This window comes from Anaerostipes sp. 992a, from assembly GCF_001940245.1.
In the GTDB taxonomy this organism is placed as follows: domain Bacteria; phylum Bacillota; class Clostridia; order Lachnospirales; family Lachnospiraceae; genus Fimousia.
The window spans coordinates 331,894-357,225 of sequence record NZ_MJIG01000004.1 but is presented as its reverse complement, the minus strand read 5'-3'; the positions used below and the strand labels follow the sequence as shown (position 1 = coordinate 357,225).

26 protein-coding genes and 1 riboswitch are annotated in these 25,332 nt (G+C 40.7%); all 26 genes read left to right on the top strand.

Features of this window, described 5'->3' with window-relative positions:
• Positions 1-15: 15 nt before the first annotated feature.
• The 26 genes from BHF69_RS05980 (at position 16) to BHF69_RS05855 (ending at position 25,262) form a co-directional block, all read left to right on the top strand.
• A complete protein-coding gene (locus tag BHF69_RS05980) occupies positions 16-711 on the top strand; it encodes a YggS family pyridoxal phosphate-dependent enzyme (protein ID WP_075670145.1) in 696 nt (231 codons plus the stop codon).
• 16 nt (positions 712-727) lie between these two features.
• Positions 728-1,267, top strand: a complete 540-nt coding sequence (locus BHF69_RS05975; protein ID WP_075670144.1) for a cell division protein SepF — start codon at positions 728-730, stop codon at positions 1,265-1,267.
• Positions 1,268-1,388: 121 nt separating this feature from the next.
• Complete coding sequence (locus BHF69_RS05970; protein ID WP_075670143.1) at positions 1,389-2,144, top strand: YlmH/Sll1252 family protein; 756 nt, start codon at positions 1,389-1,391, stop codon at positions 2,142-2,144.
• A 30-nt stretch (positions 2,145-2,174) separates the two neighbouring features.
• The gene (gene lspA / locus BHF69_RS05965; protein WP_242946124.1) at positions 2,175-2,684 is read left to right on the top strand and encodes a signal peptidase II; all 510 of its coding nucleotides are present in this window, start codon (positions 2,175-2,177) and stop codon (positions 2,682-2,684) included.
• A 29-nt stretch (positions 2,685-2,713) separates the two neighbouring features.
• The gene (locus tag BHF69_RS05960; protein WP_075670142.1) at positions 2,714-3,598 is read left to right on the top strand and encodes an RluA family pseudouridine synthase; all 885 of its coding nucleotides are present in this window, start codon (positions 2,714-2,716) and stop codon (positions 3,596-3,598) included.
• An 11-nt stretch (positions 3,599-3,609) separates the two neighbouring features.
• Positions 3,610-4,506 (top strand): PHP domain-containing protein, encoded by an 897-nt coding sequence (locus BHF69_RS05955; protein WP_075670141.1) that lies wholly within the window; start codon positions 3,610-3,612, stop codon positions 4,504-4,506.
• Positions 4,496-5,293, top strand: coding sequence for a pyrroline-5-carboxylate reductase (gene proC, locus BHF69_RS05950; RefSeq protein WP_075670140.1), 798 nt, complete (start codon positions 4,496-4,498; stop codon positions 5,291-5,293). Before BHF69_RS05955 ends, proC begins: the two co-directional genes overlap by 11 nt.
• 119 nt (positions 5,294-5,412) lie before the next feature.
• Positions 5,413-5,679, top strand: a complete 267-nt coding sequence (gene rpsO / locus BHF69_RS05945) for a 30S ribosomal protein S15 (protein ID WP_075670139.1) — start codon at positions 5,413-5,415, stop codon at positions 5,677-5,679.
• A 169-nt stretch (positions 5,680-5,848) separates the two neighbouring features.
• Positions 5,849-5,955, top strand: a riboswitch (TPP riboswitch).
• A 177-nt stretch (positions 5,956-6,132) separates the two neighbouring features.
• Positions 6,133-6,330: a sulfur carrier protein ThiS gene (gene thiS, locus BHF69_RS05940; RefSeq protein WP_075670138.1), complete on the top strand. Its 198-nt coding sequence runs from the start codon at positions 6,133-6,135 to the stop codon at positions 6,328-6,330.
• 2 nt (positions 6,331-6,332) lie between these two features.
• A complete protein-coding gene (gene thiF, locus BHF69_RS05935) occupies positions 6,333-6,965 on the top strand; it encodes a sulfur carrier protein ThiS adenylyltransferase ThiF (protein WP_075670137.1) in 633 nt (210 codons plus the stop codon).
• A 22-nt stretch (positions 6,966-6,987) separates the two neighbouring features.
• Positions 6,988-7,758: a thiazole synthase gene (locus tag BHF69_RS05930; RefSeq protein WP_075671731.1), complete on the top strand. Its 771-nt coding sequence runs from the start codon at positions 6,988-6,990 to the stop codon at positions 7,756-7,758.
• 12 nt (positions 7,759-7,770) lie between these two features.
• A complete protein-coding gene (thiH, locus tag BHF69_RS05925) occupies positions 7,771-8,982 on the top strand; it encodes a 2-iminoacetate synthase ThiH (RefSeq protein ID WP_075670136.1) in 1,212 nt (403 codons plus the stop codon).
• Between the two features lie 9 nt (positions 8,983-8,991).
• Positions 8,992-9,570, top strand: coding sequence for a thiamine phosphate synthase (locus BHF69_RS05920; protein ID WP_075670135.1), 579 nt, complete (start codon positions 8,992-8,994; stop codon positions 9,568-9,570).
• A 267-nt stretch (positions 9,571-9,837) separates the two neighbouring features.
• On the top strand, positions 9,838-11,922 hold the full coding sequence (locus BHF69_RS05915; RefSeq protein ID WP_075670134.1) for a polyribonucleotide nucleotidyltransferase: 2,085 nt from the start codon (positions 9,838-9,840) through the stop codon (positions 11,920-11,922).
• Positions 11,923-12,038: 116 nt separating this feature from the next.
• Positions 12,039-12,884 carry a BglG family transcription antiterminator LicT gene (gene licT / locus BHF69_RS05910; RefSeq protein WP_075670133.1) on the top strand — a complete coding sequence of 282 codons (846 nt, stop codon included), beginning with the start codon at positions 12,039-12,041 and terminating at the stop codon, positions 12,882-12,884.
• A gap of 14 nt (positions 12,885-12,898) precedes the next feature.
• The gene (locus BHF69_RS05905) at positions 12,899-14,968 is read left to right on the top strand and encodes a PTS transporter subunit IIABC (RefSeq protein WP_075670132.1); all 2,070 of its coding nucleotides are present in this window, start codon (positions 12,899-12,901) and stop codon (positions 14,966-14,968) included.
• 214 nt (positions 14,969-15,182) lie between these two features.
• A complete protein-coding gene (locus BHF69_RS05900) occupies positions 15,183-16,202 on the top strand; it encodes an ABC transporter substrate-binding protein (RefSeq protein WP_075670131.1) in 1,020 nt (339 codons plus the stop codon).
• A 79-nt stretch (positions 16,203-16,281) separates the two neighbouring features.
• Positions 16,282-17,175, top strand: a complete 894-nt coding sequence (locus BHF69_RS05895) for an ABC transporter permease (RefSeq protein ID WP_075670130.1) — start codon at positions 16,282-16,284, stop codon at positions 17,173-17,175.
• 16 nt (positions 17,176-17,191) lie between these two features.
• Entirely contained in the window at positions 17,192-17,986 is a 795-nt protein-coding gene (locus BHF69_RS05890) for an ABC transporter ATP-binding protein (protein ID WP_075670129.1), read from the top strand.
• Positions 17,987-18,130: 144 nt separating this feature from the next.
• The gene (locus BHF69_RS05885; protein ID WP_075670128.1) at positions 18,131-19,111 is read left to right on the top strand and encodes a Gfo/Idh/MocA family protein; all 981 of its coding nucleotides are present in this window, start codon (positions 18,131-18,133) and stop codon (positions 19,109-19,111) included.
• Positions 19,112-19,610: 499 nt separating this feature from the next.
• On the top strand, positions 19,611-20,597 hold the full coding sequence (locus BHF69_RS05880; RefSeq protein WP_075670127.1) for a PTS sugar transporter subunit IIB: 987 nt from the start codon (positions 19,611-19,613) through the stop codon (positions 20,595-20,597).
• Positions 20,598-20,625: 28 nt separating this feature from the next.
• Positions 20,626-21,426, top strand: a complete 801-nt coding sequence (locus BHF69_RS05875) for a PTS mannose/fructose/sorbose transporter subunit IIC (RefSeq protein ID WP_075670126.1) — start codon at positions 20,626-20,628, stop codon at positions 21,424-21,426.
• A gap of 20 nt (positions 21,427-21,446) precedes the next feature.
• A complete protein-coding gene (locus BHF69_RS05870) occupies positions 21,447-22,358 on the top strand; it encodes a PTS system mannose/fructose/sorbose family transporter subunit IID (RefSeq protein ID WP_075670125.1) in 912 nt (303 codons plus the stop codon).
• 232 nt (positions 22,359-22,590) lie between these two features.
• On the top strand, positions 22,591-22,989 hold the full coding sequence (locus BHF69_RS05865) for a DUF956 family protein (protein WP_330393074.1): 399 nt from the start codon (positions 22,591-22,593) through the stop codon (positions 22,987-22,989).
• Positions 22,990-23,016: 27 nt separating this feature from the next.
• Complete coding sequence (locus BHF69_RS05860) at positions 23,017-23,952, top strand: type I phosphomannose isomerase catalytic subunit (protein WP_075670124.1); 936 nt, start codon at positions 23,017-23,019, stop codon at positions 23,950-23,952.
• 29 nt (positions 23,953-23,981) lie between these two features.
• A complete protein-coding gene (locus BHF69_RS05855) occupies positions 23,982-25,262 on the top strand; it encodes an O-acetylhomoserine aminocarboxypropyltransferase/cysteine synthase family protein (RefSeq protein ID WP_075670123.1) in 1,281 nt (426 codons plus the stop codon).
• Positions 25,263-25,332: the final 70 nt, after the last annotated feature.

Sequence of the window (25,332 nt, the reverse complement as noted above, 5' to 3'; positions counted from 1 at the left end):
GGACAGGTGAGTGAAATGTTAAAAGAAAATTATGATATGGTAGCAGAGAAGGTAAGAGCAGCATGCGAAAGGTCAGGTCGTAATCCAGAGGAAGTTACGATTATTGCGGTGAGCAAAACAAAGCCATTGGAAGATGTGGTTGAGCTTTCCAGACATGGAGTTACGGATTTTGGAGAGAATAAGGTACAGGAGCTTTGTTCCAAGTATGAAGCGATTGAGAATCCAGTACGCTGGCATCTGATCGGACATCTGCAGACCAATAAGGTAAAGTACATAGTCGACAAGGTAGCACTGATTCACTCTGTAGATTCGTTGAAGTTGGCTAAGCAGATCAGCAAGGAAGCAGTGAAAAAGCAGGTGACAGTACCTGTTCTGATTCAGGTCAATGTAGCTGAAGAAGAGACAAAATTTGGTCTGGAGAGTACGGATGAAGTTATGGAATTGGTGCAGGAGACAGCCAAGCTTCCTAACATCAGCATACAGGGGCTGATGACCATTGCTCCTTTTGTGGATGACCCAGAGGATAACCGGAAATATTTCCGCCAATTAAAGCAATTATTTATTGACATTGATAAGAAAAACTTTGATAATGTAACTATGAAAATTTTATCAATGGGTATGACCAACGATTACGAAGTAGCAGTAGAAGAAGGTGCTACAATGGTTCGTGTGGGAACAGGCATTTTTGGTGCCCGTAATTATAATATATAGTTCATGGAGGTTGAGTATGAAAGGTACAGTTGATAAGTTACTTGGGCTTATGAGATTAAGCGATGATGATTACGAAGAAGAATTCGATGATGAATACGAAGAAATCGATGATGAGGAAGAAGAAAAAACAAAAGCACCGCATATTTTTCCTTCAAAGAAGAAAAAAGAAGAAGAAGAGCCAGCACCAGTGCTCAGTGAGGCTCCAAGACGACAGACTTATACCAGCAGAAGGACTGCCAATAACAAGGTAGTGTCCATGAACGGACAGGGGGTAGAAGTGTTTGTTATTAAACCACAGGATTTTAGTGAGTCAAAGGTTGCTGCAGATTTACTTAGAGAGGGAAGAACAGTAGTAATCAATATGGAAGGCGTTGGCAATCCGGAAGCACAGAGAACGATTGACTTTATTGGCGGTGCCTGCTATGCTGTGGATGGTACTTTACAGGCCATTTCAAAGAACATTTTTATTGCAGCACCAGATAATATTGAAGTGAATGGAGATTTACGAGATGAGATCATGAATGATGATATGATCTCTCCTAGAATTTCAGAATAAAGATGAGGAAAGACGAGAAAAGCATGGGATCTATGCTTTTCTTGTTTTATAGAATAGGAAATTTTTTCTAGTCTATAAAATACTCCGTGAGGATACACACGATGTGTATAGGAAGGAACTAATGAACGAAGAGGAATTATTAAAAAAGAGAATGATGGAATTGGCCCAAAAGTCTTATCATCAATCCATTTATACCCATACGTCATTTTTATCGCTGGCAGAGCAGGCGATTTATTATGAAGTGGAACGGGAGGTGGAATATGCAAAAGGGGCTTTTCTGGGAGGATACCCATACGCAGAACGGAAGATCTTGATGTTCGGGTCGGAGGAGTTGCTGGGCTATCCGGCGCCGGATCCTGTTGTATGTCTGAGGATTCAGCCAATTGCACCAAAGTATAGTGAGAAATTGAGTCATAGAGACTATCTTGGTGCAGTGTTAAATTTGGGAATGGAACGGGAATGCATTGGAGACATTCTGGTAGATGAGACCGGGGCTTATCTTTTCTGTATGGAGCATATGGCAGAATTTCTACTAGAAGAAATCAGTAAGATCAGGCATACGCTGGTCACGACGAAGCCTGTGAAGAAGATGAATTTAGATATCAGACCCCAGTTAAAGCCTGTGGAAGGATTTGTGAATTCCTTTCGGTTGGATGCAATCGTCAGCCTGGGATTTTCTTTGTCCAGAAAAGAAAGTGCAGTATTGATTCAGGGGAAGAAGGTATTTATCAATGGAAGATTGGCAGAAACCAATGGCAAAGCGGTTATAGAAGGGGATATAATCTCCGTTCGGGGAATGGGAAAGATGATTTTTTCAAACATCCGGGGACAATCGAAGAAAGGAAGGCACTCGGTTCTTCTGCATCGATTTGTATAGTGTGTTTGCATCGGGCAGAAGGAAACCATTGTGTTAGAAAATGGAGTGAATATGTTAAAAAAGTTTGTGAGTGGAGCAGCCATTTCTATATGTCTGCTTTTGTTAGATCAGTATACCAAATACCTGGCAATTCTTCATCTGAAAGGAAAGAAAGCCATTCCACTGATCAAGGGAATTTTTGAACTGCAATATTTGGAAAACAGAGGAGCAGCCTTTGGTTCTTTTCAGGGCAAGCAGCTTTTACTGCTGGCGGTCACATTTTTGGCATTGCTACTTATGATTTATGTATATGTAAAGCTTCCAGAACAGAAAAGATATATGCCGCTTAAAGCAACGGTGATTTTACTGTTCTCAGGAGCAATTGGAAATATGGTAGACCGAATCTGCCGAAAGTATGTAGTAGACTTTTTATATGTGAAAGTCATTGATTTTCCTATCTTTAACGTGGCAGACTGTTATGTGACCATAGCAGCGATAGCATTGATCATACTGATCATGTTTGTTTATCAGGAGGACGAGCTTTCATTTTTCAATCATTAAGACTTTAACCAGATCGAATAAGGAGTAGTATGAAGCAGGGAACGAGAATTGACAGATATCTGTCAGAACAATACCCAGAACATTCCAGATCTTATTTGCAGAAGCTGATTAAGGATGGAAATGTGCTGGTCAATGGAAAACATATAAAATCCAATTATAAGCTGTCAGAAGAGGATGAAATCCAAATAGAGATTCCAGAGCCAAAGGAAGTGGATATTCAAGCGGAGCCGGTGCCTCTTGATATCATATATGAGGATTCAGACATTATTGTATTAAATAAACAAAAAGATATGGTGGTTCATCCATGTCCGGGCCATTATACAGGAACGCTGGTCAATGGACTTTTGTATCACTGTAAAGATCAGTTGTCTGGAATTAATGGAGAATTAAGACCAGGAATCGTGCATCGGATTGATAAGGATACCACCGGACTTTTGGTCATCTGTAAAAATGATCATGCGCATAACTTTATCGCAGAGCAGTTAAAGGTACATTCGATTACGAGAAAATACCATGCCATTGTTTATCATAACATAGGAGAAGAGGAAGGAAGTGTAGATGCACCCATTGGAAGAAATCCAAATGATCGAAAAAAGATGGCGGTCAATTATAAAAATGGAAAGCGTGCAGTGACCCATTATAAGGTTCTGGAACGGCTGAAAGGACAATATACATATATTGAATGCTCTCTGGAAACCGGAAGAACCCATCAGATTCGCGTTCATATGTCCCACATTCATCACCCGTTGTTGGGGGATGAGGTCTATGGTCCGAAGAAGGACAAATTTCATCTGCAGGGTCAGTGCCTTCACGCAAAAGTATTAGGATTTATTCATCCTACTACAAAGGAGTATATGGAATTTACTTCTCCATTGCCAGAGTATTTTGAGCAGCTGTTAAAGAAGCTTCGCTAGGAGGAAATAAGATGAGTTGGTTAGATTTGCATATGCATTCATCGGAAAGTATGGATGGTGAATTTTCCCCGGAGGAGGTAGTATCCATAGCGAAAAAGGCCGGGGTTATGGTGATGGCTATTTGCGATCATAATATTACCACAGGGGTAAAAAGAGGAGTTGAGGCAGCAAAAAATGCAGGTATTACATGTATTCCGGCAGTTGAGTTGGACACCCAGTGTGGAGGAAGAAATTTTCATATCATTGGATATGGTATTGATCCAGAGCAGGAAGCATTGGCAAAGTTTGGAGAGAAAACTCGCAGACAGAAAGAACAAAATGGCAAAAAACGAATGACAAAAATGCGTGAAATGGGATTTTTTTTCGAAGAAAAAGAGGTACTTCACTATGCAAAACAGGGAAATATTATCATTGCGAATATCTTTCAGGCGATTCTTGAAGATGAGCGGAATCTGGGAAATCCTTTGGTAGAGAAATACCGGAATCATGATATGCCAGGGGTAGATTTTTTCTGGGAGAACTGTTCCAAACCAGGAAGTGCTGGATTTGTAGCAGAAGGCAATCTCCCGGCTGAAGAGGGAATTCAGTGTATTAAAGCAGCAGGTGGTATTCCAGTATTGGCACATCCAGGAGCTAATATGGGTGAAAATGCAGAATTGTTCCAAAAACTGGTAGAGGCTGGCATTGAAGGGGTAGAGGCATTCTGCAGTTATCATCAAAATCAGGAGGATGTGTTCTATACAAAGATGGCAAAGAAATACGAATTGCTGATTACACAGGGGAGCGATTTTCATGGAAAACTAAAACCTCAGATTCAGCCAGGCAGTATTGTATCTGGCATGGAAGAGGAAATCTATAAAAAACTGTGTGAGAGAATGGAAAGGCAGGGAAAGACAGATGAAACATAAATTAGGATTTATTGGATGCGGGAATATGGCATCTGCAATGATCGGTGGTATTGTCGAAAATCAGATTTTGCATTCAGAGCAAATAATTGCATCCAATCGGAGCGAAGGAAAATTAAAGGCAATTCAGCAACAATATGGCATTGACGTGACAACAGATAACATTACAGTAGCAACGGAAGCAGAAATTATCGTATTGGCTGTAAAACCAATTTTTTATGAAGATGTGATCAAAGAAATCGCAAAAAATGTAAAGAAATCTCAGATTATTGTTACCATAGCACCAGGAATTGATCTGGAACGCATCGGTTATTTATTTGGACAGGATATGAAGATTGTAAGAACTATGCCAAATACACCAGCCATGGTGGGAGAGGGCATGACAGCTGCCTGCTACAATGAATATATGACACAGGAAGAGGTGACGGAAGTCTGTCGCATTTTAGATGGATTTGGAAAGACAGAGCTGGTTCCGGAACGCCTGATGGATGCGGTCGTGGCAGTCAGCGGAAGCTCACCAGCGTATATCTACATACTGATTGAAGCTATGGCGGATGCAGCAGTGGCAGAGGGAATGCCAAGAGATCAGGCATATCGTTTTGCGGCCCAGTCTGTATTGGGCAGTGCAAAGATGGTGTTGGAGACAGGAAAACATCCCGGCGAATTAAAGGATATGGTATGTTCTCCGGGAGGAACGACCATTGCTGCAGTACAAGAGCTGGAACGAACAGGATTCCGATCCAGCATCATGGAAGCCATGAAAGTATGTGCAGATAAATGCAAAAAATAGTTTACAGATAAAAAATCATGTGATATACTCATTTAGGTGTTGAACCGCATACCAAGAGTTTGGATACTCCAACCAATTCCTAGTATGTGGCGATTATAAAGAATTAGGAGGAAATGAAAATGATTACAACAGAACAGAAAGCAAAAATTATTGCAGAATACGGAAGAAGTGAAGGAGATACAGGTTCTCCAGAAGTACAGGTAGCTTTATTAACAGCTAGAATCAATGATTTACAGGATCACTTCAAAACTCATCCAAAAGATCATCATTCAAGAAGAGGACTTCTGAAAATGGTAGGTCAGAGAAGAGGGTTATTAGCATACCTTAAGAAGGTCGATATCGACAGATACCGTTCATTAATCGAAAGATTAGGCTTAAGAAAGTAATAATTGCCAATGTTAAGAGAGCGGTTGTTTCCAAAGAAAATTTTTCAATTCTCTTTGGAACAACCGTTCTTTTTTGTTAGATAAGAAATTCTTCGAATTTCTTATCTAACAAAAACTTTCACCGGAAAAGTATTGACAAAGAGTGTTGAATTATCTATAATATGTTTGTTAATTGAATACGGGGAGCTTATGAATAGGCTGAGAGGAAGTGAGAAAGCTTCGACCCGGAAACCTGATTTGGATAATGCCAACGTAGGGACCAGCGAGAACAATAGCGTGGAGTGCAATGGCATTTCAGGCTTTTTCTTTTTGCACAGGCAAGTAGAATTCAGGAGAATAATAGAATAAAGTAAAGTTGAGAGTGAACAAAAGTTCATGAAGGGGTGCACCACCACGGGTGTATTACTTCGTGAACTTTTTTTTCGATCATCTTTTCATTCAGAAAGGAGGTAAATGATGTTTGTAAATGGAGAACAGGTACATTTAGAAGGAGAACAATCCATGACATCATTTTTAGAAGCAAGAAATTATCTAAAGGATCGAATTGCAGTAGAAGTCAATGGAGCAATTCTTCCGAAAAAGGAATATGACAATTACATGATCAAACAGGATGATAAAATTGAGATCGTCTGCTTTGTCGGAGGAGGCTGAAAATGAAAGAGAAAGTGACAAAGGAGCAGATTCAGGAGGCCCTGATCGTTCGTCATACAAAAGTGGTGCAGGAAAAATTAAACCAGGCAAGAGTAGCCATTGCAGGACTTGGAGGTCTAGGGTCTAATGTGGCCTTTTTTCTGGCAAGAGCCGGAGTAGGACATTTGCATCTGATCGATTTTGATCGGGTAGATCTGACCAATTTAAACCGGCAGCAGTATAGCATTCGACACTTAAACCGACCAAAGCCGGAAGCATTAAAGGAAGAGCTTTTGGAAATCAATCCCTATCTGGATATCCAGACGGATTTTTTGAAGATCCAAAGAGAACATATTCAGGAGTTATTTCAGGATGCAGATGTGATTTGTGAAGCTTTTGATCAGCCGGATCAAAAAGCAATGCTGGTCAATGGTGTATTAGAGCTGCTGCCAGAAAAGAAGATGGTAAGTGGTTCTGGAATGGCAGGATATGGAAATAGCAATGCCATTCAGACGAGAAAAGCCATGGGGAATCTTTATCTTTGTGGAGACGAAACGACTGGGATTGAGACCGGGAAATGTCTGATGGCACCAAGAGTTGCCATCTGCGCTGCCCATGAAGCAAATCAGATTTTAGAATTGATATTAGATGAATAAAATTAGAAAAGAGGATGGAACAATGGAAAAAGATGTATTAAAAATTGGGAATCATGAATTTACTTCCCGTTTTATTTTAGGATCAGGTAAGTATTCTTTAGAATTAATTGATGCAGCTGTGAAAGAAGCAGGTGCCCAGATGGTAACATTGGCACTTCGGAGAGCGAACGACGGTGGTCTCGCTAATATTTTAGATTATGTTCCAGATGATGTAGTGTTACTTCCAAATACTTCAGGTGCAAGAAACGCAGAAGAAGCGGTTAGAATCGCAAGACTCTCCAGAGAAATCTGTGGAGGAGATTTTGTAAAACTCGAGGTGATCAGAGACAGCAGATATTTACTGCCGGATAATTACGAGACTATTAAGGCAACGGAGATTCTTGCCAAAGAAGGATTTACGGTTATGCCATATATGTATCCGGATTTAAATGCAGCAAGGGATCTTCAAAGTGCAGGGGCAGCATGTATTATGCCGCTTGGTGCACCGATTGGTTCCAATAAAGGATTGTGCACAAAAGAATTTATTCAGATTCTCATCGATGAAATTGACCTGCCAATCATCGTGGATGCTGGGATCGGAAAACCATCTGAGGCTTGCCAGGCTATGGAAATGGGAGCAGCAGCTGTTATGGCCAATACCGCTATTGCAACGGCAGGCAATATTCCAGCTATGGCTCAGGCGTTTAAGCTGGCCATTGAGGCAGGAAGAGCCGCATATCTTGCAGGCTTGGGACGTGTCATGGAAAAGGGCGCCAGTGCATCCTCTCCGCTGACCGGATTTTTACAGGAATAGGGGGAAGAAGAGATGACAGATCATACCAATGAAAGCATTTTAAGCGATGCCATCAAAGAGGATCAGAAAAAGGCTCGTACAGACCATATGAAATATATGCCAGGCATGGAAGTGCTGGAATCTGAGATTCAGGAACAGGTCATTACGGCTATGAATGAATACGACTATGAAACATATACAGCTCAGGATGTAAGACGAGCATTGAATAAAGATCACATATCTCCTGAGGATTTTGCAGCGTTGCTGTCTCCGGCTGCCCTTCCTTTTCTGGAAGAGATGGCACAGAAGGCTCAGGCAGAGACCAGAAAGCATTTTGGTAACAGTATCATGATGTTTACACCCCTTTACATTGCAAATTATTGTGAGAATTATTGTATTTATTGTGGGTTTAATTGCCACAATAAGATTAATCGTGCAAAATTAAATGGAAAAGAAATTGAGCAGGAGATGGCAGCTATTGCGGAGACAGGACTTCAGGAAATCCTGATTTTAACTGGAGAGAGCCGAAAGATGTCTGATGTAAAATATATAGGAGAAGCGTGTAAGATTGCCAGAAAATATTTTAAGGTAATTGGATTGGAAGTCTATCCGATGAACTCTGATGAATATGCATATCTCCACGAATGTGGAGCAGATTATGTTACGGTATTCCAGGAAACTTATAATTCTGATAAATATGAAACTCTCCATTTGTCTGGTCATAAGAGAATCTTTCCGTATCGCCTGAATGCACAGGAACGTGCCATAAAAGGAGGCATGAGAGGGGTTGGATTTGCAGCCCTGCTTGGACTGGATGATTTTCGAAAGGATGCATTTGCAACTGGTATGCATGCATATTTGCTGCAGAGAAAATATCCTCATGCAGAAATCGCATTTTCCTGTCCAAGATTAAGACCGATCATTAATAATGATAAGATCAATCCGATGGATGTTCATGAAGCACAGCTTCTGCAGGTAGTTTCTGCATATCGGCTGTTCATGCCATTTGCAAGCATTACCATTTCTACAAGAGAATGTGCAAGAGTCAGAGATAATCTGGTGAATATTGCGGCAACTAAGATTTCTGCAGGTGTGAGTACAGGAATCGGAAGTCATGTAGAGGAAATCGAAGATAAAGGAGATGAGCAGTTTGAAATCTCTGATGGCCGTTCTGTGGATGAAGTGTATGATGATTTGAAAAAATTAAATCTTCAGCCGGTAATGAGCGATTATATTTATGTGTAGGAAACGAATATGAAACAGGAATTATATCAGAATATCATTGCAGTGACCAATCGACATTTGTGCAAAAGGGCATTTATGGAGCAGATGGAACGGGTATGTAGACTTCAACCGAAGGCGGTTATTCTTCGGGAAAAAGATCTGTCGGAAGAAGAATATTTAAAGTTGGCAGAAGAAGTGCTGGAAATGGCGGAAAAATACAAGGTAGAATGTCGCCTCCACTTTTACTGGGAGGTGGCACTTGCTCTGGAGCAAAGTGCAATACATCTTCCACTTTGGAAGCTCCGGGAAATGGAGGAAGAGGACAAAAAACGATTTGCTACCATTGGGACCTCCATTCATTCTGTGGAGGAAGCCAGAGAAGCACAAATGCTCGGAAGCACCTATCTTACAGCAGGGCATATTTATACCACGGACTGTAAAAAGGGAGTGGCACCCAGAGGAATTGCCTTTTTACAAGAAGTTTGCAGACAGGTATCCATTCCCGTCTATGCGATTGGAGGAATTCATGTAAGAGAAGAGCAGATTGCGGAAGTGATGGATGCAGGTGCAAGCGGGGGCTGCATTATGTCAGGGATGATGACCATCTGATACTTTAGAAGAGAAAACTAGATTGAGAGATATAAAAAACATCCTTGATAGAATGTTCGGCGTTTTGGAAATGCTGATTTTATCAAGGATGTTCTTTCATTTCAAAAGGGCATGAAACTTGCAAATGAAGACTAAGGATGCTATAATAAAGCGGATAGTGCGGGAAGACGTTAACCGAGACTACTAAAAAGGCCATTGATGCAGTGGATTTTTTAGTTGTTTCGGCGTCTTCCATCATGATAGTCAAATTGTAAAGGAGAAGTTCAAATGACAAAAACATTTACTATGGAACTGGCTGGACGTACGCTGAAAGCAGAAATCGGCAGAGTCGCAGCTCAGGCAAATGGCGCTGTATTATTACATTATGGTGAGACAGTTGTATTATCCACAGCTACAGCATCTGAAAAGCCAAGAGAAGGAATTGATTTCTTCCCATTGAGTGTAGAGTATGAAGAAAAGATGTATGCAGTAGGAAAGATTCCTGGAGGGTACATGAAGAGGGAAGGAAAAGCAAGCGAGAATGCTGTTTTGACCGACCGTGTCATCGACCGTCCAATGAGACCATTATTCCCGAAGGATTACCGCAACGATGTAACACTGGATAACCTGGTATTATCCGTGGATCCTGATTGTAGTCCAGAACTGACAGCTATGTTGGGGTCTGCAATGGCAACAGCGATTTCTGATATTCCATTTGATGGGCCAACCGCATCCACAATGGTAGGGCTGGTTGCAGGAGAACTGGTGTTCAATCCAACTGCAGAACAGAAGAAGCTTTCTGATCTGGCTCTTACAGTAGCATCTACAAAGGAAAAGGTCATCATGATCGAAGCTGGGGCCAATGAAGTAAGCGAAGAAGTGATGTTAGAAGCAATCTTTGCTGCACATAAAGTAAACCAGCAGGTAATTGAATTTACAGAACAGATTGTAGCAGAGTGTGGAAAAGAAAAGCATGAATACATTCATTTTGACGTTCCGGAAGATATGTACGATGATATGGTAGCGTTTATTACACCGGAAGCTATGGAAGAGGCAGTTTTCACAGATGATAAGCAGACAAGAGAAGCCAACATCAGTGAGATCAAGGAAAAATTAGAAGAGCATTACGCAGAAAATGAAGAATGGCTGGAACATATTGACGAAGCTGTTTATAAATTCCAGAAGAAGACTGTCCGTAAGATGATCTTAAAGGATCACAAGCGTCCAGATGGTCGTGATATCAAGGACATCCGTCCATTATCCGCAGAGATTGATTGTATCCCTCGTGTACATGGATGTGGTCTGTTCAAACGTGGACAAACTCAGGTTATGACCATGACAACACTTGGTTCTTTATCAGAAGCACAGAGAATCGATGGTATGGATTACGAGGAAAAGACAAAACGTTATATGCACCATTATAATTTCCCATCTTATTCTGTAGGAGAGACACGTCCAAGCAGAGGTCCTGGGCGTCGTGAGATCGGTCACGGTGCATTGGCTGAAAAGGCTTTGGTTCCAGTACTTCCAACGGAAGAAGAATTCCCATATGCGATCAGAACAGTATCTGAAGTATTAGAATCCAATGGTTCTACTTCTCAGGGAAGTATTTGTGCATCTTCTCTGTCTTTAATGGCAGCAGGTGTACCGATCAAAGCTCCGGTTGCAGGTATTTCTGTAGGATTGGTTACTGGTGATACCGATGATGATTATATTGTATTAACGGATATTCAGGGATTAGAAGATTTCTTTGGAGATATGGACTTTAAAGTTGCAGGTACTCATAAGGGAATCACTGCAATTCAGATGGATATCAAGATTCATGGACTGACCGATGAGATCATCCGCGAAGCGATTGCCAGAACCAAAGAAGCAAGAACGTATATCTTAGACGAAATTATGAACCCTGTCATTTCTGAGCCAAGACCAGAAGTTGGACAGTATGCACCTAAGATCAAACAGATGCAGGTTGACCCTGAAAAGATCAGTGAGATCATCGGAAAACAGGGAAAAACAATCAATGGAATTATTGATGAAACAGGTGTAAAGATCGACATTAGTGATGACGGAAGAGTGGATATCTTATCGTCCGACGCTGATATGATCAAAAAGGCAATGGAGATGATACGCATGATCGTAGAGCCTTTGGAAGTTGGTAAGACATACGAAGGTACAGTAGTCAGAATTATGAACTTCGGCGCATTTGTTCAGTTATCTCCAAATAAAGATGGCATGATCCACATTTCTAAGCTTGCGAAGGAAAGAGTCAATAAAGTAGAAGATGTAGTAAACATTGGAGACAAAGTCAAAGTCAAGGTATTAGAAATTGATAAAATGGGAAGAATTAACCTTCGTTTGGTTGAAAAACTGTAAAGAAAATGAGAAAGACGGTTTTAAGGATTATCTTGAGAAATTGAGATAATCCTTAAAATTTATATGAAGGGGTAGTTGAACATTGGGGAAAACAGGAAAAGTTTGGAGTTAGGAATATGGAAGTTTTAAAGACAATTAATAATAATATTGTAGTATCTTTGGACCAGAAGAACAGGGAAATGATCGTGATGGGACGAGGCCTTGGGTTTAAGAAAAAGGCAGGAGATACCATTGAGGAGGATAAGATTGAAAAGATTTTTACGCTCAATGATAAAAAGTCTAACACTAATTTCAGAAAACTGGTGGACGATGTACCGATGGAACGGATTCTGGTAGCAAGTGAGATTATCGAATATGCCAAAAAATCACTGCAGAAAGAATTAAGTGAGAATATATACGTTTCTTTAACAGACCATATTAATCTTGCTATTGAGAGGGCAAAAACAGAGACAGAATTTCAGAATCCATTTGGATGGGAAATCAAGAAATTCTATTATCGCGAGTATCTGATTGGAAAATATGCAATTAATGTCATTAAGAAAAGATTGGGAGTTACGCTTTGTGAGGATGAGGCATCTTTTATTGCGTTGCATATTATCAATGCGGAATTGAATCTGGATATGAGTCGTATGGTTTCCATGACGAAAATGATTCAGGATATTCTGGATATTGTAGAAGGACATTTCAGAATTCGATTGAACCGAAATTCCATCTATTTTGAGAGATTTGTAAGACATTTGAAATTTTTCTCTCAGAGATTGTTTACGGGAAAGAACATTTATGAGAATAAGGCTGATGATGAGCTTCTCATGTTATTCACGATGAAATATCCGGATGCATTTGAGTGTACAAAGAAAATAAAAGAGTATATTTATGATACATGTGGACATGAAGTTTCCAATGAGGAAATGACATATATTACGGTTCACATCAAACGATTGATCAGTGAAATCGAGGTTTGATCAGGAGATAGAATATGAAAGATAAAATTTTTGGCATATTACAGCGGGTAGGAAGGTCTTTTATGCTGCCCATTGCAATTCTACCTGCAGCAGGATTATTGGTTGGGATTGGAGAATCCTTTACCAATGAAACCATGCTTCAGGCCTATGGATTGATGAGATTCATGGGCCCCGGAACGATTTTTTACGGAGTCTTATCAGTATTTAGCAAATGCGGCAATATCATATTTGAGAATTTGCCATTGATCTTTGCCATTGGAGTAGCCATTGGCATGGCAAAAGCGGAAAAGGAAGTAGCGGCTCTTTCATCAGCGATGGCTTTTTTGATCATGCATGCAGCAGTATCCACGATGATTACGATTACGGATGCAGGACAGTCTCTGAAACAGGGGTCTATGGAAATGGTATTGGGGATTAGGTCCCTACAGATGGGGGTATTCGGAGGGATTATCGTGGGTCTTGGAGTGGCCTGGCTCCATAACCGTTTTTATAAGATCAAGCTTCCAGATGTATTATCCTTTTTTGGAGGTACCAGATTTGTGCCGATTATTTCCTCTGTTGTTTATGTTGGAGTAGGAATCATCATGTTCTTTATCTGGCAGCCGGTTCAAAATGGCATGTATGCCGTAGGCGGTGCAGTGAGAGCTTCTGGATATCTTGGGACTTTTATCTACGGGGTGATGGAAAGAGCACTGATTCCGTTTGGTCTTCACCATGTTTTTTATCTTCCGTTCTGGCAGACTTCTCTGGGCGGGACCATGGAAGTAGCAGGAAAGGTCATCGAAGGGGCTCAGAACATTTTCTTTGCGCAGCTGGCAGATCGTTCGACGCTCCATTTTGCAGCAGAGGCGACCAGATTCATGACGGGAAAATTCCCGTTGATGATCTTTGGTCTTCCTGGAGCAGCACTTGCCATGTATAAATGTGCAAGGCCTGAACGGCGAAAAGTCGTAGGGGGACTTTTGATTTCTGCTGCATTAACGTCGATGCTGACGGGGATTACAGAACCATTGGAGTTTACATTTTTATTCGTTGCTCCAGGATTATACGTCATTCACTGTGTGTTTGCAGGAATATCCTATATGTTGATGCATATGTTGAAGGTGTGTGTGGGAATGACATTTTCTGGTGGGATCATCGATATGTTTCTTTTTGGAATTCTGCAGGGACAGGAAAAGACCAATTGGATGATGTTTATACCAGTGGGACTGATTTATTTTGTCACATATTTCTTTTTATTTCGTTTTCTGATTATAAAATTTGATTTAAAAACACCTGGACGAGAAGATGAAGAGGAGAATGTGCGCTTATATACGCGAGCAGATGTGAATGCCGTGAGGGCAGCATCTAACAATAAAATAAACGAAGAAAAAACTTCTGCGCTGATTGCTGCAGGTCTGGGAGGCGTAGAGAATATCAGCGATGTAGACTGTTGTGTGACCAGATTGCGGTGTACAGTAAAGAATCCGCATCTGGTAGATGAGACTATCTTAAAGCAGAGTGGTTCCAGAGGGATTATCCGAAAAGGGGAAGGGGTACAGATCATCTATGGTCCAACGGTTCCGGTGATCAAGTCGAATCTGGAAGAATTTCTGGCATATCCAGTCTTTGATCCGGTGAGTGACGAAGAAGAAGGAATATACACGGTAGATGTTGTAAAATCACCGATCAAGGGAAAGAAAATCCCGCTCACTCAAGTGCCGGATGATGTGTTTTCAGAAAAGATGCTGGGAGAAGGATTTGCGGTAGAACCGGAGAAGGGAGAGATTTATGCACCTGTCACAGGATATGTGTCAGCAATTTTTGACACCAAGCATGCCATTGGCTTCGTATCGGAGAAAGGGGCAGAAGTGCTTGTTCACGTAGGAATTGACACAGTTCAGTTAAATGGCAGACATTATGATATTCAGGTGGAACCGGGGCAACAGGTAAAAGTAGGAGAATTCATCGGAAGCTTTGATCGAAAAGCGATAGAGGAGGAAGGATACTTGACGGTAACACCAGTCGTTGTCAGCAATACAGAAGCTTACGAAAGCATTGAGGTGAATATAAAGTCAGATGAGGTGCTGGTATTAAAGCGCTGATAAAGAATTTCTGGAGAATGTATGCCGGAGTGGCAGGCAGGGGATACTGTACTGCTATTCCGGCATATTTCAGTTTGGTTTCTAAAACATTGTATACATGAAACTTCTGGTTGACAATTTCTTTTTTTAAGGGTATACTTTAGTACATAAAAGTGATGAAGTGATGGCAAAGCATTTCATTCGGAAAAAGATAAAAGGATAGGAGAGAGTCACTATGAAATTAATGAAAAAGGCAGCAGCTTTAGGACTTGCATCAATTTTAACAATGAGCTTAATGACCGGATGTGGAGGTTCTAAGAAAGAAGAAACCAAAGAGGATAAGGTTTATCAGATCGGTGTTACTCAGTACGTAGAGCATGATGCACTGGATGCAGCTTACAAAGGCTTTGTAGACGGATTAGAAGATGCAGGTTACAAAGACGGAGAGAATATTAAGATTGATCTTCAAAACGCACAGGCAGACCAGTCTAACTGCCAGACGATCGCATCTAAGTTGGTAAAAGATAAAAAAGACTTAATTCTTGCCATTGCTACACCTGCAGCACAGGCAGTAGCCAATGAAACAAAGGATATTCCTATTTTAGTAACTGCAGTTACAGATCCTGCAGATGCAAAATTAGTAGAATCCAACGAAGAGCCAGGAACCAATGTAAGTGGTACTTCTGATTTAACACCTTGTAAAGAACAGATGGAATTATTAACAAAGCTTGTTCCTGATGCAAAGAAGGTTGCAATGTTGTATTGCTCAGCAGAAGCAAACTCTAAGTTCCAGATTGATCTTGCGAAGAAAGCAGCAAAAGAGTTAAAATTAGAAACCGTTGATGCAACAGTAGCAGATTCTAATGAAATCGAACAGGTTGTAAAATCCTTAAAAGGAAAAGTAGATGCAATCTATTCTCCAACAGATAACGTAATCGCAGCAGGTATGACAACCGTATCTATGGTCGCAGATGAGATTGGAATTCCAGTCATCGTTGGAGAAGAAGGTATGTGTACAGGTGGTGGACTTGCTACATATGGAATTGATTACTACAAATTAGGACAGCAGACAGCAAAGATGGCAGTAAAAGTATTAGAGGGCGAAGATATTTCTAAGATGCCGATCGAATATCAGGAAGACTGTGAACTGATCATCAATAAAGATGCTGTTAAGAAGTTAAATATTAAAGTTCCAGAGGATCTTGATAAAGAAGCAAGATACGTTGAGACAGCAACAGAAAGCAAAGACGAATAATCAGATAATCATAGGAATAGAAAATTACAGTAGGGGTCTTTGGCCCCTGCTGTAATCTTGTTTACATGGAGGAATCGATATGGCTATAGTATATGCAATTCAGGATGCCATTTCCCAAGGGGTATTATGGGGAATGCTGACCTTAGGAGTTTATGTAACATTTAAGATTTTGGATATTCCGGATATGACCTGTGATGGAAGTTTTGCATTGGGTGGTTGTGTAACCGCAGCACTTCTGGTAGCGGGTGTGCATCCGGTACCTGCAATTCTTGCTTCCGTAGTAGCAGGAATGCTGGCTGGATTTGTAACTGGGATATTGCATACCAAATTAATGATTCCGGCAATTCTTTCCGGAATTTTATCCATGATCGCACTGTATTCTGTAAATTTAAGAATTATTGGCGGTGCCAGCCAGGCACTCCTTGGCATTGATACCGTGTTTACACAGCTTATGGAATTGACTGGCTTATCTCAGTCTAATATGAGACTGATCGTAGGTATTATTTTTGCAGTAATCATGATCATGCTGTTATACTGGTTCTTTGGGACAGAGATTGGAAGTGCCATTCGTGCAACCGGTAATAATCCATATATGGTTCGTGCATTGGGCTGCAATACGAATACGACAATTATGATCAGCCTGGTATTATCTAATGGATTGATTGCTTTATCAGGGTCTTTGGTGGCACAGAGCCAGGGATATTCTGATGTTAAGATGGGACAGGGAGCTATCGTTATTGGTCTTGCATCCATCGTTATCGGTGAAGTTTTCTTAAGCAAGAAGGCAAACTTTGCTTATGTATTGACTACTGTGATCTTAGGATCTATTGTTTATCGTATCATCATTGCGGTAGTATTACAGATGGGTCTGTCTACCGATGATCTGAAGTTATTGACAGCAGTGGTTGTAGCAGCAGCACTTGGTATTCCAAATGTAAAACAGAAATTAGCTGTTAAGAGAACACCGGCGTAGGATGGAGGAATTTCATATGTTAGAAATTAAGAATGTGCATAAAACCTTTAACAAGGGAACGATTAATGAGAAAAAAGCATTAAATGGTGTAGAGCTTCATTTAAATCCTGGAGATTTTGTTACCATCATTGGCGGAAATGGAGCTGGAAAATCTACATCTTTAAATATGATCGCTGGGGTATATCCGATTGATCAGGGAACGATCATTTTGGATGGAAAGGACATCTCCGATTGGCCGGAATATAAGAGGGCTTCTTTGATCGGGAGAGTTTTTCAGGATCCGATGATGGGAACAGCGGCGAATATGTCAATTGAAGAGAATCTGGCAATGGCACACCGTCGAGGAAAAAGCAGAGGTCTTGGATGGGGCGTAAATAAGAAAGAGAGAGCGTTGTTTAAAGAACGTCTGAAAATGCTGGATCTGGGGCTGGAAGATAGAACTACGACGAAAGTCGGACTCTTGTCCGGTGGACAGAGACAGGCAATTACACTTTTGATGGCAACGCTTCAGAAACCGAGCATTTTGCTTCTGGATGAGCATACAGCAGCGTTGGATCCAAAGACAGCGAAGAAAGTTCTAGATCTGACAGAAAAGATCATTGCAAAGGATAATCTGACAGCAATGATGGTTACTCATAACATGAAAGATGCTATTCATATCGGAAATCGCTTGATAATGATGCATGAAGGGCGTATTATATATGATGTAGCAGGCGAAGAAAAGAAGCAATTGACAGTAGATGATTTATTACATAAGTTTGAACTTGTCAGCGGAGAAGAATTTGCCAATGATCGAATGATGTTGTCATAAGGAGGGCATGGTCCATCGGAATACTTGTGTGTGCAAGAAAATGTTGCTACGCTTGATTTCGATGGATTTCTTTTTATTATATAAAAATTCCTTGAATTTCTAATGTAATAAAACTCCTCTGGAAAAAGATAATGGGAGGAAAAGATGGTTAATTTTGCAGTAATAGGAAGTAATTTTGTAACAGATAGTTTGATTGAAGCGGGAAGACAGTGTAAAGATTTTCATCTTCAGGCTGTCTACTCCAGAACTATGGAACGGGCAAAAGCATATGCGGAAAAATATCAGATTCCAGACTGCTATGATTCGTTAGAAGAGCTGGCAAAGGCAGATAATATCGATGCGGTTTATGTGGCCAGCCCAAATGCATGTCATGCGCAACAGAGCATTTTAATGCTGGAGCATGGAAAACATGTGTTGTGTGAGAAGACCATAGCTTCCAATAAGAAAGAATTAGAAGCGATGTTAAAAGCGGCCGAAGAACATCAGGTTATCTTATTAGAGGCAATGCGATCTGTCTTTGACCCTGGTTTTCAGGCAATTTGTGACAATCTTGATAAGATTGGTAAGATTCGCCGGGCTACCTTTCAGTATTGTCAGTATTCCAGAAGATACGATAACTATAAGGCTGGCATTGTGGAAAATGCATTTAAGAAGGAATTGTCCAATGGTTCTTTGATGGATATTGGTGTGTATTGCGTGCATCCGCTGGTGAAATTATTCGGATTGCCAAAAGAAATTTCTGCGCATTGTCTAAAGCTGGACAATGGAATCGATGCCTCAGGAACCATTGTAGCTATGTATGAGGATATGCAGGCAGAACTGATCTATTCTAAGATTACAGATGCCATCCTACCAAGTCAGATTCAGGGAGAAGATGGCTCCATGATCATCGAGCAGATTCAGGATACAGTGAAGATCAAGATTCGTTATCGGGATAAGACATGGGAAGAAATACCGGTTTCCAAAAAGAGCAATAACATGTATTATGAAGTGGAGGAGTTTATTCGTCTGATCCAGGAGAAGAAAGATGCCAAGGCACATAATCAGTATTCTTTATGGGAATTGGAAGTTATGGATGAGGCAAGGCGTCAGATGGGAATCGTATTTCCAGCAGATCAGTGTTAAATAACAGATAATAGATATTTATTTAATTTGACCATGGGAGTCGCCATTTTTTCTGCTTTTTCGTGCAAAGTATAGATGAAAATGGTGGCTTTCATTTTTCGTTTATAAAAAATTTATTTTTTTGAAAGGAATGATTGACAAATATTTAGCACTATGCTAGAATTATAGACAAGTCAAGAGAGAAAGATGAAGGATTGTTACCGGTAATGCGGGCTAAACCTGATTTGAATCAAGAATTCTTAATATACGTATACGTCATTGACTTTTTATATACGTAGATAAGAGTTTTTGCTTCAAGTTGGGTTTTTTTTTGCCCCGAAAAGCCATAATAGTCTTAGAAAAACTTGACTTTGAACCCATGACATTTATATGGCAAATTTGTACAAAAAAATAGAATACTTACTGGAATTATTGTGAAATTTGTTGTATAATGTCATTGAAGATAAGTACAGGGCAGTACTTATTATATATTTACTACCATAGAAAGGGAGGAATGAAAATGGTCGGAATTATTCTTGCTACCCATGGTGGGTTTGCAACTGGTATCATGCAGTCCGGATCTATGATATTTGGTGATCAGCCAGATGTTGCTGCTGTAACTTTACAGCCAAGCGAAGGACCAGATGATGTCAGAAAGAAAATGGAAGAGGCAATTGCTTCTTTCTCAAATCAGGACGAAGTGTTGTTTTTAGTTGATCTTTGGGGTGGAACTCCATTCAACCAGGCAAATGGATTGATTTCAGGTCATGAAGACAAATGGGCAATTGTTGCTGGCTTGAATTTACCAATGCTGATCGATGCTTATGCTTCACGTATGTCCATGGAAACGGCACATGAAATTGCAAAACAGATTATTGGAAGCGGAAAAGATGGTGTTAAGGTTTATCCAGAATCTTTACAGCCAGAAGAAGCACAGCCAGCTGCAGCTGCAGCACCTGTAGTTCCTCAGGGAGCAATTCCAGAAGGAACCGTATTAGGAGATGGACATATCAAATACGTATTGGCACGTATTGATTCTCGTCTGCTTCACGGACAGGTAGCAACGGGCTGGACAAAGGCTACACAGCCAGATCGTATTATTGTTGTTTCTGACGCAGTAGCACGCGACGATCTTCGTAAGAAATTAATTATTGAAGCTGCTCCTCCAGGAGTAAAAGCACATGTTGTTCCTATTGACAAGATGATCGCTGTTGCAAAAGATCCTCGTTTTGGAGCTACAAAAGCAATGCTTCTTTTTGAAACACCTCAGGATGCACTTCGTGCCATCGAAGGTGGAGTAGATATCAAAGAATTAAACGTTGGTTCTATGGCTCATACAACAGGCAAAGTTGCAGTATCTAAAGTATTATCTTTAGGAAAAGAAGATGTTAAGACTTTTGAAGATTTAAAAGCAAAAGGTATTACATTCGATGTACGTAAAGTACCAAGCGATTCCAAAGATAATATGGATAATATTATCGCAAAAGCAAAAGCTGAATTAGCTTAAGCATATTGATTAGATAGGAGGAATTATAATGTCATTTATTTCAGCTATATTAGTAGTTATAGTTGCTTTCTTGGCTGGTATGGAAGGGGTTTTGGATGAATTCCAGTTCCATCAACCATTAGTAGCATGTACATTAATTGGATTAGTTACCGGTCAGCTGATTCCATGTGTCATCTTAGGAGGTACTCTTCAGATGATCGCATTAGGATGGGCAAATATCGGAGCAGCAGTTGCACCAGATGCAGCATTAGCTTCTGTAGCATCTGCGATTATTCTTGTTCTTGGTAATCAGGGTACAAAAGGTGTAGATACAGCAATCGCTGTGGCAATTCCTTTGGCTGTAGCCGGATTATTCTTAACAATGGTTGTTCGTACACTTTCTGTAGCTTGTGTTCATCGTATGGATGCAGCAGCTGAAAAAGGTAGCTTTAGAGGCGTAGAAATCTGGCACATCATCGCTGTCTGCCTGCAGGGGCTTCGTATTGCAATCCCAGCAGCAGCACTGTTAGTTATCCCAGCAACAACAGTACAGGGATTCTTACAGTCTATGCCAGCTTGGTTGACAGACGGTATGTCAATCGGTGGTGGTATGGTAGTAGCTGTAGGTTATGCAATGGTTATTAACATGATGGCAACTGCAGAAGTATGGCCTTTCTTCGCAATCGGATTCTGTCTGGCAGCAATCTCAGACTTAACATTAATCGCATTAGGTGTTATTGCAGTATCTATGGCATTAATTTACTTGAAACTGGCTGAAAGCGGCGGATCTTCTAACGGCGGTGCAAGCAATACTGGTGATCCATTAGGCGATATTCTGAATGATTATTGATTAAGAAGGAGGTAAGAATCATGGCAGAAAAAATTACATTAAGTAAACAGGATCGGTTATCCGTTGCATTGCGTTCTACTTTCCTTCAGGGATCTTGGAACTATGAACGTATGCAGAATGGTGGTTGGGCATTTGCAATGATCCCTGCTATCAAGAGATTATATACAACAAAAGAAGAACAGATCGCAGCTTTAAAACGTCATCTGGAATTCTTCAATACGCATCCATATGTAGCTTCTCCAGTTATCGGTGTAACACTTGCTCTGGAAGAAGAACGTGCAAATGGTGCAGAAGTAGACGATGCAGCTATCCAGGGTGTTAAAGTCGGTATGATGGGACCTTTGGCTGGTGTTGGTGACCCTGTATTCTGGTTCACAGCTCGTCCAATCTTAGGTGCGTTAGGTGCTTCCCTTGCTATTTCTGGAAACATCTTAGGACCAATCTTATTCTTCGTATTGTGGAACGTTATCCGTTGGGCATTCATGTGGTATACACAGGAATTTGGTTACAACGTAGGTACAAAAATCACAGAAGACCTTTCTGGTGGTCTGTTACAAAAAGTTACAAAAGGTGCATCTATCTTAGGTATGTTTATTCTGGGTGCTCTGGTAGAGCGTTGGGTTAACATTAACTTTACACCAGTCGTATCTTCCGTTAAATTAAGTGAAGGTGCTTACATTGACTGGGCTAGTCTTCCACAAGGTGGCGCAGGAATCCAGCAGGCATTCCAGCAGTATGCATCTGGCCTGGCATTAAGTCCTGAAAAAGTTACAACATTACAGGATAACTTAAATTCCTTAATTCCAGGTTTCGTACCACTGTTACTTACATTATTATGTATGTGGTTATTAAAGAAAAACGTATCTCCAATCCTTATCATCATCGCTTTATTCGTTGTTGGTATCGCTGGACATGTAATCGGATTATTATAATTCGTGCATAGGCGATTGGGAAAGAGATAATACTCAGTCGATAACATAGCGAAAAAGGCTCGGAGGAATCCGAGCCTTTTTGATTACATCAGAGATTTCTGACGTAATCAAAAATATTCTGTGCAGGATTCTTTTTTGAATGAAAGAATCCTGAAAGTTTTTCGCACAAAATACTATATTGTGATATAATAGGAACACTGAATGAAATAAATAGTAGAAATGGAGAAGCAATATGAAAAAGCCAACGGAAGGAATGGTTCAATCTATTAATACAAAGGCGGATCTGGTCATGGATGGAACGTCTTATCAGGGGTTGAATTCTTATGGCAAGATTATGATAGGAGATAAGGGGTTTGAGTACTACAATAATCGCAATAAGGGAGACTATATTCAGATTCCATGGACGGAGGTGGATTACGTCATTGCCTCTGTGATGTTTAAGGGTAAGAAAATTCCTCGTTTTGCGATTCAGACAAAAAGAAATGGTACGTATTCTTTTTCTGCAAAGGAACCAAAGAAACTTTTACGTGCGGTCAATCAGTATGTGGCAGATGATCGTATGGTTCGTTCACTGAGCTTATTCGATGTGATCAAGAGAGCATTTAATTCGAAATTTAAAAAAGATAATTAATATTTATATGCAAAAGGAGGTAGGGAGATGGGACATGTTTTGAAAATGGATCCGGTATTTAAAGAAATGATCTGGGGAGGAAGCAAACTCAAAGACATTTATGGATACGAGATTCCAAGTGATCATACGGGAGAATGCTGGGCAATTTCTGCACATAAGAACGGCGACTGTACTATTGCCAATGGAGAATATGCAGGAAAGTCGCTGGCGTGGTTGTTTGAAAATCACCGCGAATTATTTGGCGATATTGAAGGTACACAGTTTCCTCTTTTGGTAAAGATCATTGATGCGAAGAATGACCTGTCTGTTCAGGTGCATCCAGACGATGCTTATGCAGGAAAATATGAGAATTCTCTTGGGAAGACAGAATGTTGGTTCGTATTGCAGGCCGATGAAGGAACGAAGATGGTGATGGGTCATCATGCCAAGACGAAAGAAGAATTTGTAAAAGCCATCGAAGAAGATGACTACGACAACTTGCTGAACTCTTTCCAGATTCAAAAAGGAGACTTCTTCTATATTCCATCCGGTACTTTACATGCCATCTGCAGTGGCTCTTTGATTTATGAGGCTCAGCAGTCATCAGATATTACCTATCGTGTATATGATTATCATCGTAAGGATCAGGATGGAAATGAAAGACAGCTTCATGTGAAGCAGTCCATTGATGTAACCAATGTTCCTGCCAATGTGGAGCAGAATAAGACATTTGCCGAGAGTAATCTTGCCAATGGAACAAAAACCACGTATGTGGAAAGTGAATTCTTCAAGGTGGACCGCTATCAGATGGATGGGGAGAATACCATTGCCAATGATGCGCCATTTCAGATGGTAAGTGTGATTGGAGGAGAAGGAAAGATAGGAGAATTTCATGTGAAGATGGGGGATCATTTCATCATTTGTTCCGATCAGAAGGAGACGATATTTGATGGTAACATGGATGTGATGATCACTACACTTTAAAAAGATTATGATACGATCAGGAGGTTAAGATGAGTAATTATCAAATCGAAACAAAATGTATCCAGTCTGGATGGAATCCGGGCAATGGAGAACCGCGTGTTCTGCCTATTTATCAGAGTACGACATTTAAATATGAATCCAGTGACCAGATGGGAAGATTGTTTGACCTGGAAGAAAGCGGATATTTCTATACCCGTCTACAGAATCCGACCAATGATGCAGTAGCTGCAAAGATTTGCGATCTGGAGGGAGGAGCGGCAGCAATGCTTACTTCATCCGGACAGGCTGCCAATTTCTATGCGATTATGAACATTTGTGAAAAGGGTGATCATATCGTTTGTGCCAGTGCCATTTATGGAGGTACATACAATTTATATGCTCATACGATTCGAAAGATGGGAGTGGATGCTACTTTTGTAGATCCGGAATGTACAGAAGAGGAATTAAATGCAGCTTTTCAGGAAAATACAAAAGCAGTGTTTGGCGAAAGTATTTCCAATCCTTCGCTGGTTGTTTTAGATTTTGAGAAATTTGCAAAAGCAGCACATGCTCATGGAGTTCCTTTGATCGTTGACAATACATTCCCAACTCCGATTAACTGTCGTCCATTCGAATGGGGTGCAGATATCGTTACTCATTCCACTACAAAGTATATGGATGGTCATGCAACCTGCGTAGGAGGAGCCATTGTAGATAGCGGGAATTTTGACTGGGAAGCACATGGAGATAAATATGCATGTCTGACTCAGCCAGATGAAACCTATCATGGAGTAGTCTATACGGAGAGATTCGGCAAAGGTGCCTACATTACAAAGGCAACAGCTCAGCTGATGAGAGATTTAGGTTCTATTCAGTCTCCTCAGAATGCATTTTTATTAAATCTTGGTCTGGAGACTCTTCACTTAAGAATGAAGCAGCATTGTGCCAATGCCAAGGAAGTAGCTAAGTATCTTCAGAATCACGAAAAGGTTGCATGGGTACATACACCAGAATTAGAAACAGATAAGAACTATGAACTTGCTCAGAAATATATGCCAGATGGCACTTGCGGAGTAATTACCTTTGGTATCAAGGGTGGAAAAGAAGCATGCGTGCGTGTGATGGACAGCTTAAAGATGATTGCCATCGTAACACACGTGGCTGACGCAAGAAGCTGTGTGCTTCATCCAGCAAGCCATACACATCGTCAGATGAATGAGCAGGAATTGATCGAAGCAGGAGTTCAGCCAGATCTGATTCGTTTTAGCGTTGGTATCGAAAGCGCCAAGGATATCATTGCAGATTTAGAACAGGCGCTTGCACAGGCATAAGCAGGATATAAGAGAATAGAAGCCTTATGGGACCGGATTCAAAAGAACTGGAAGCATAAGGCTTCTATTT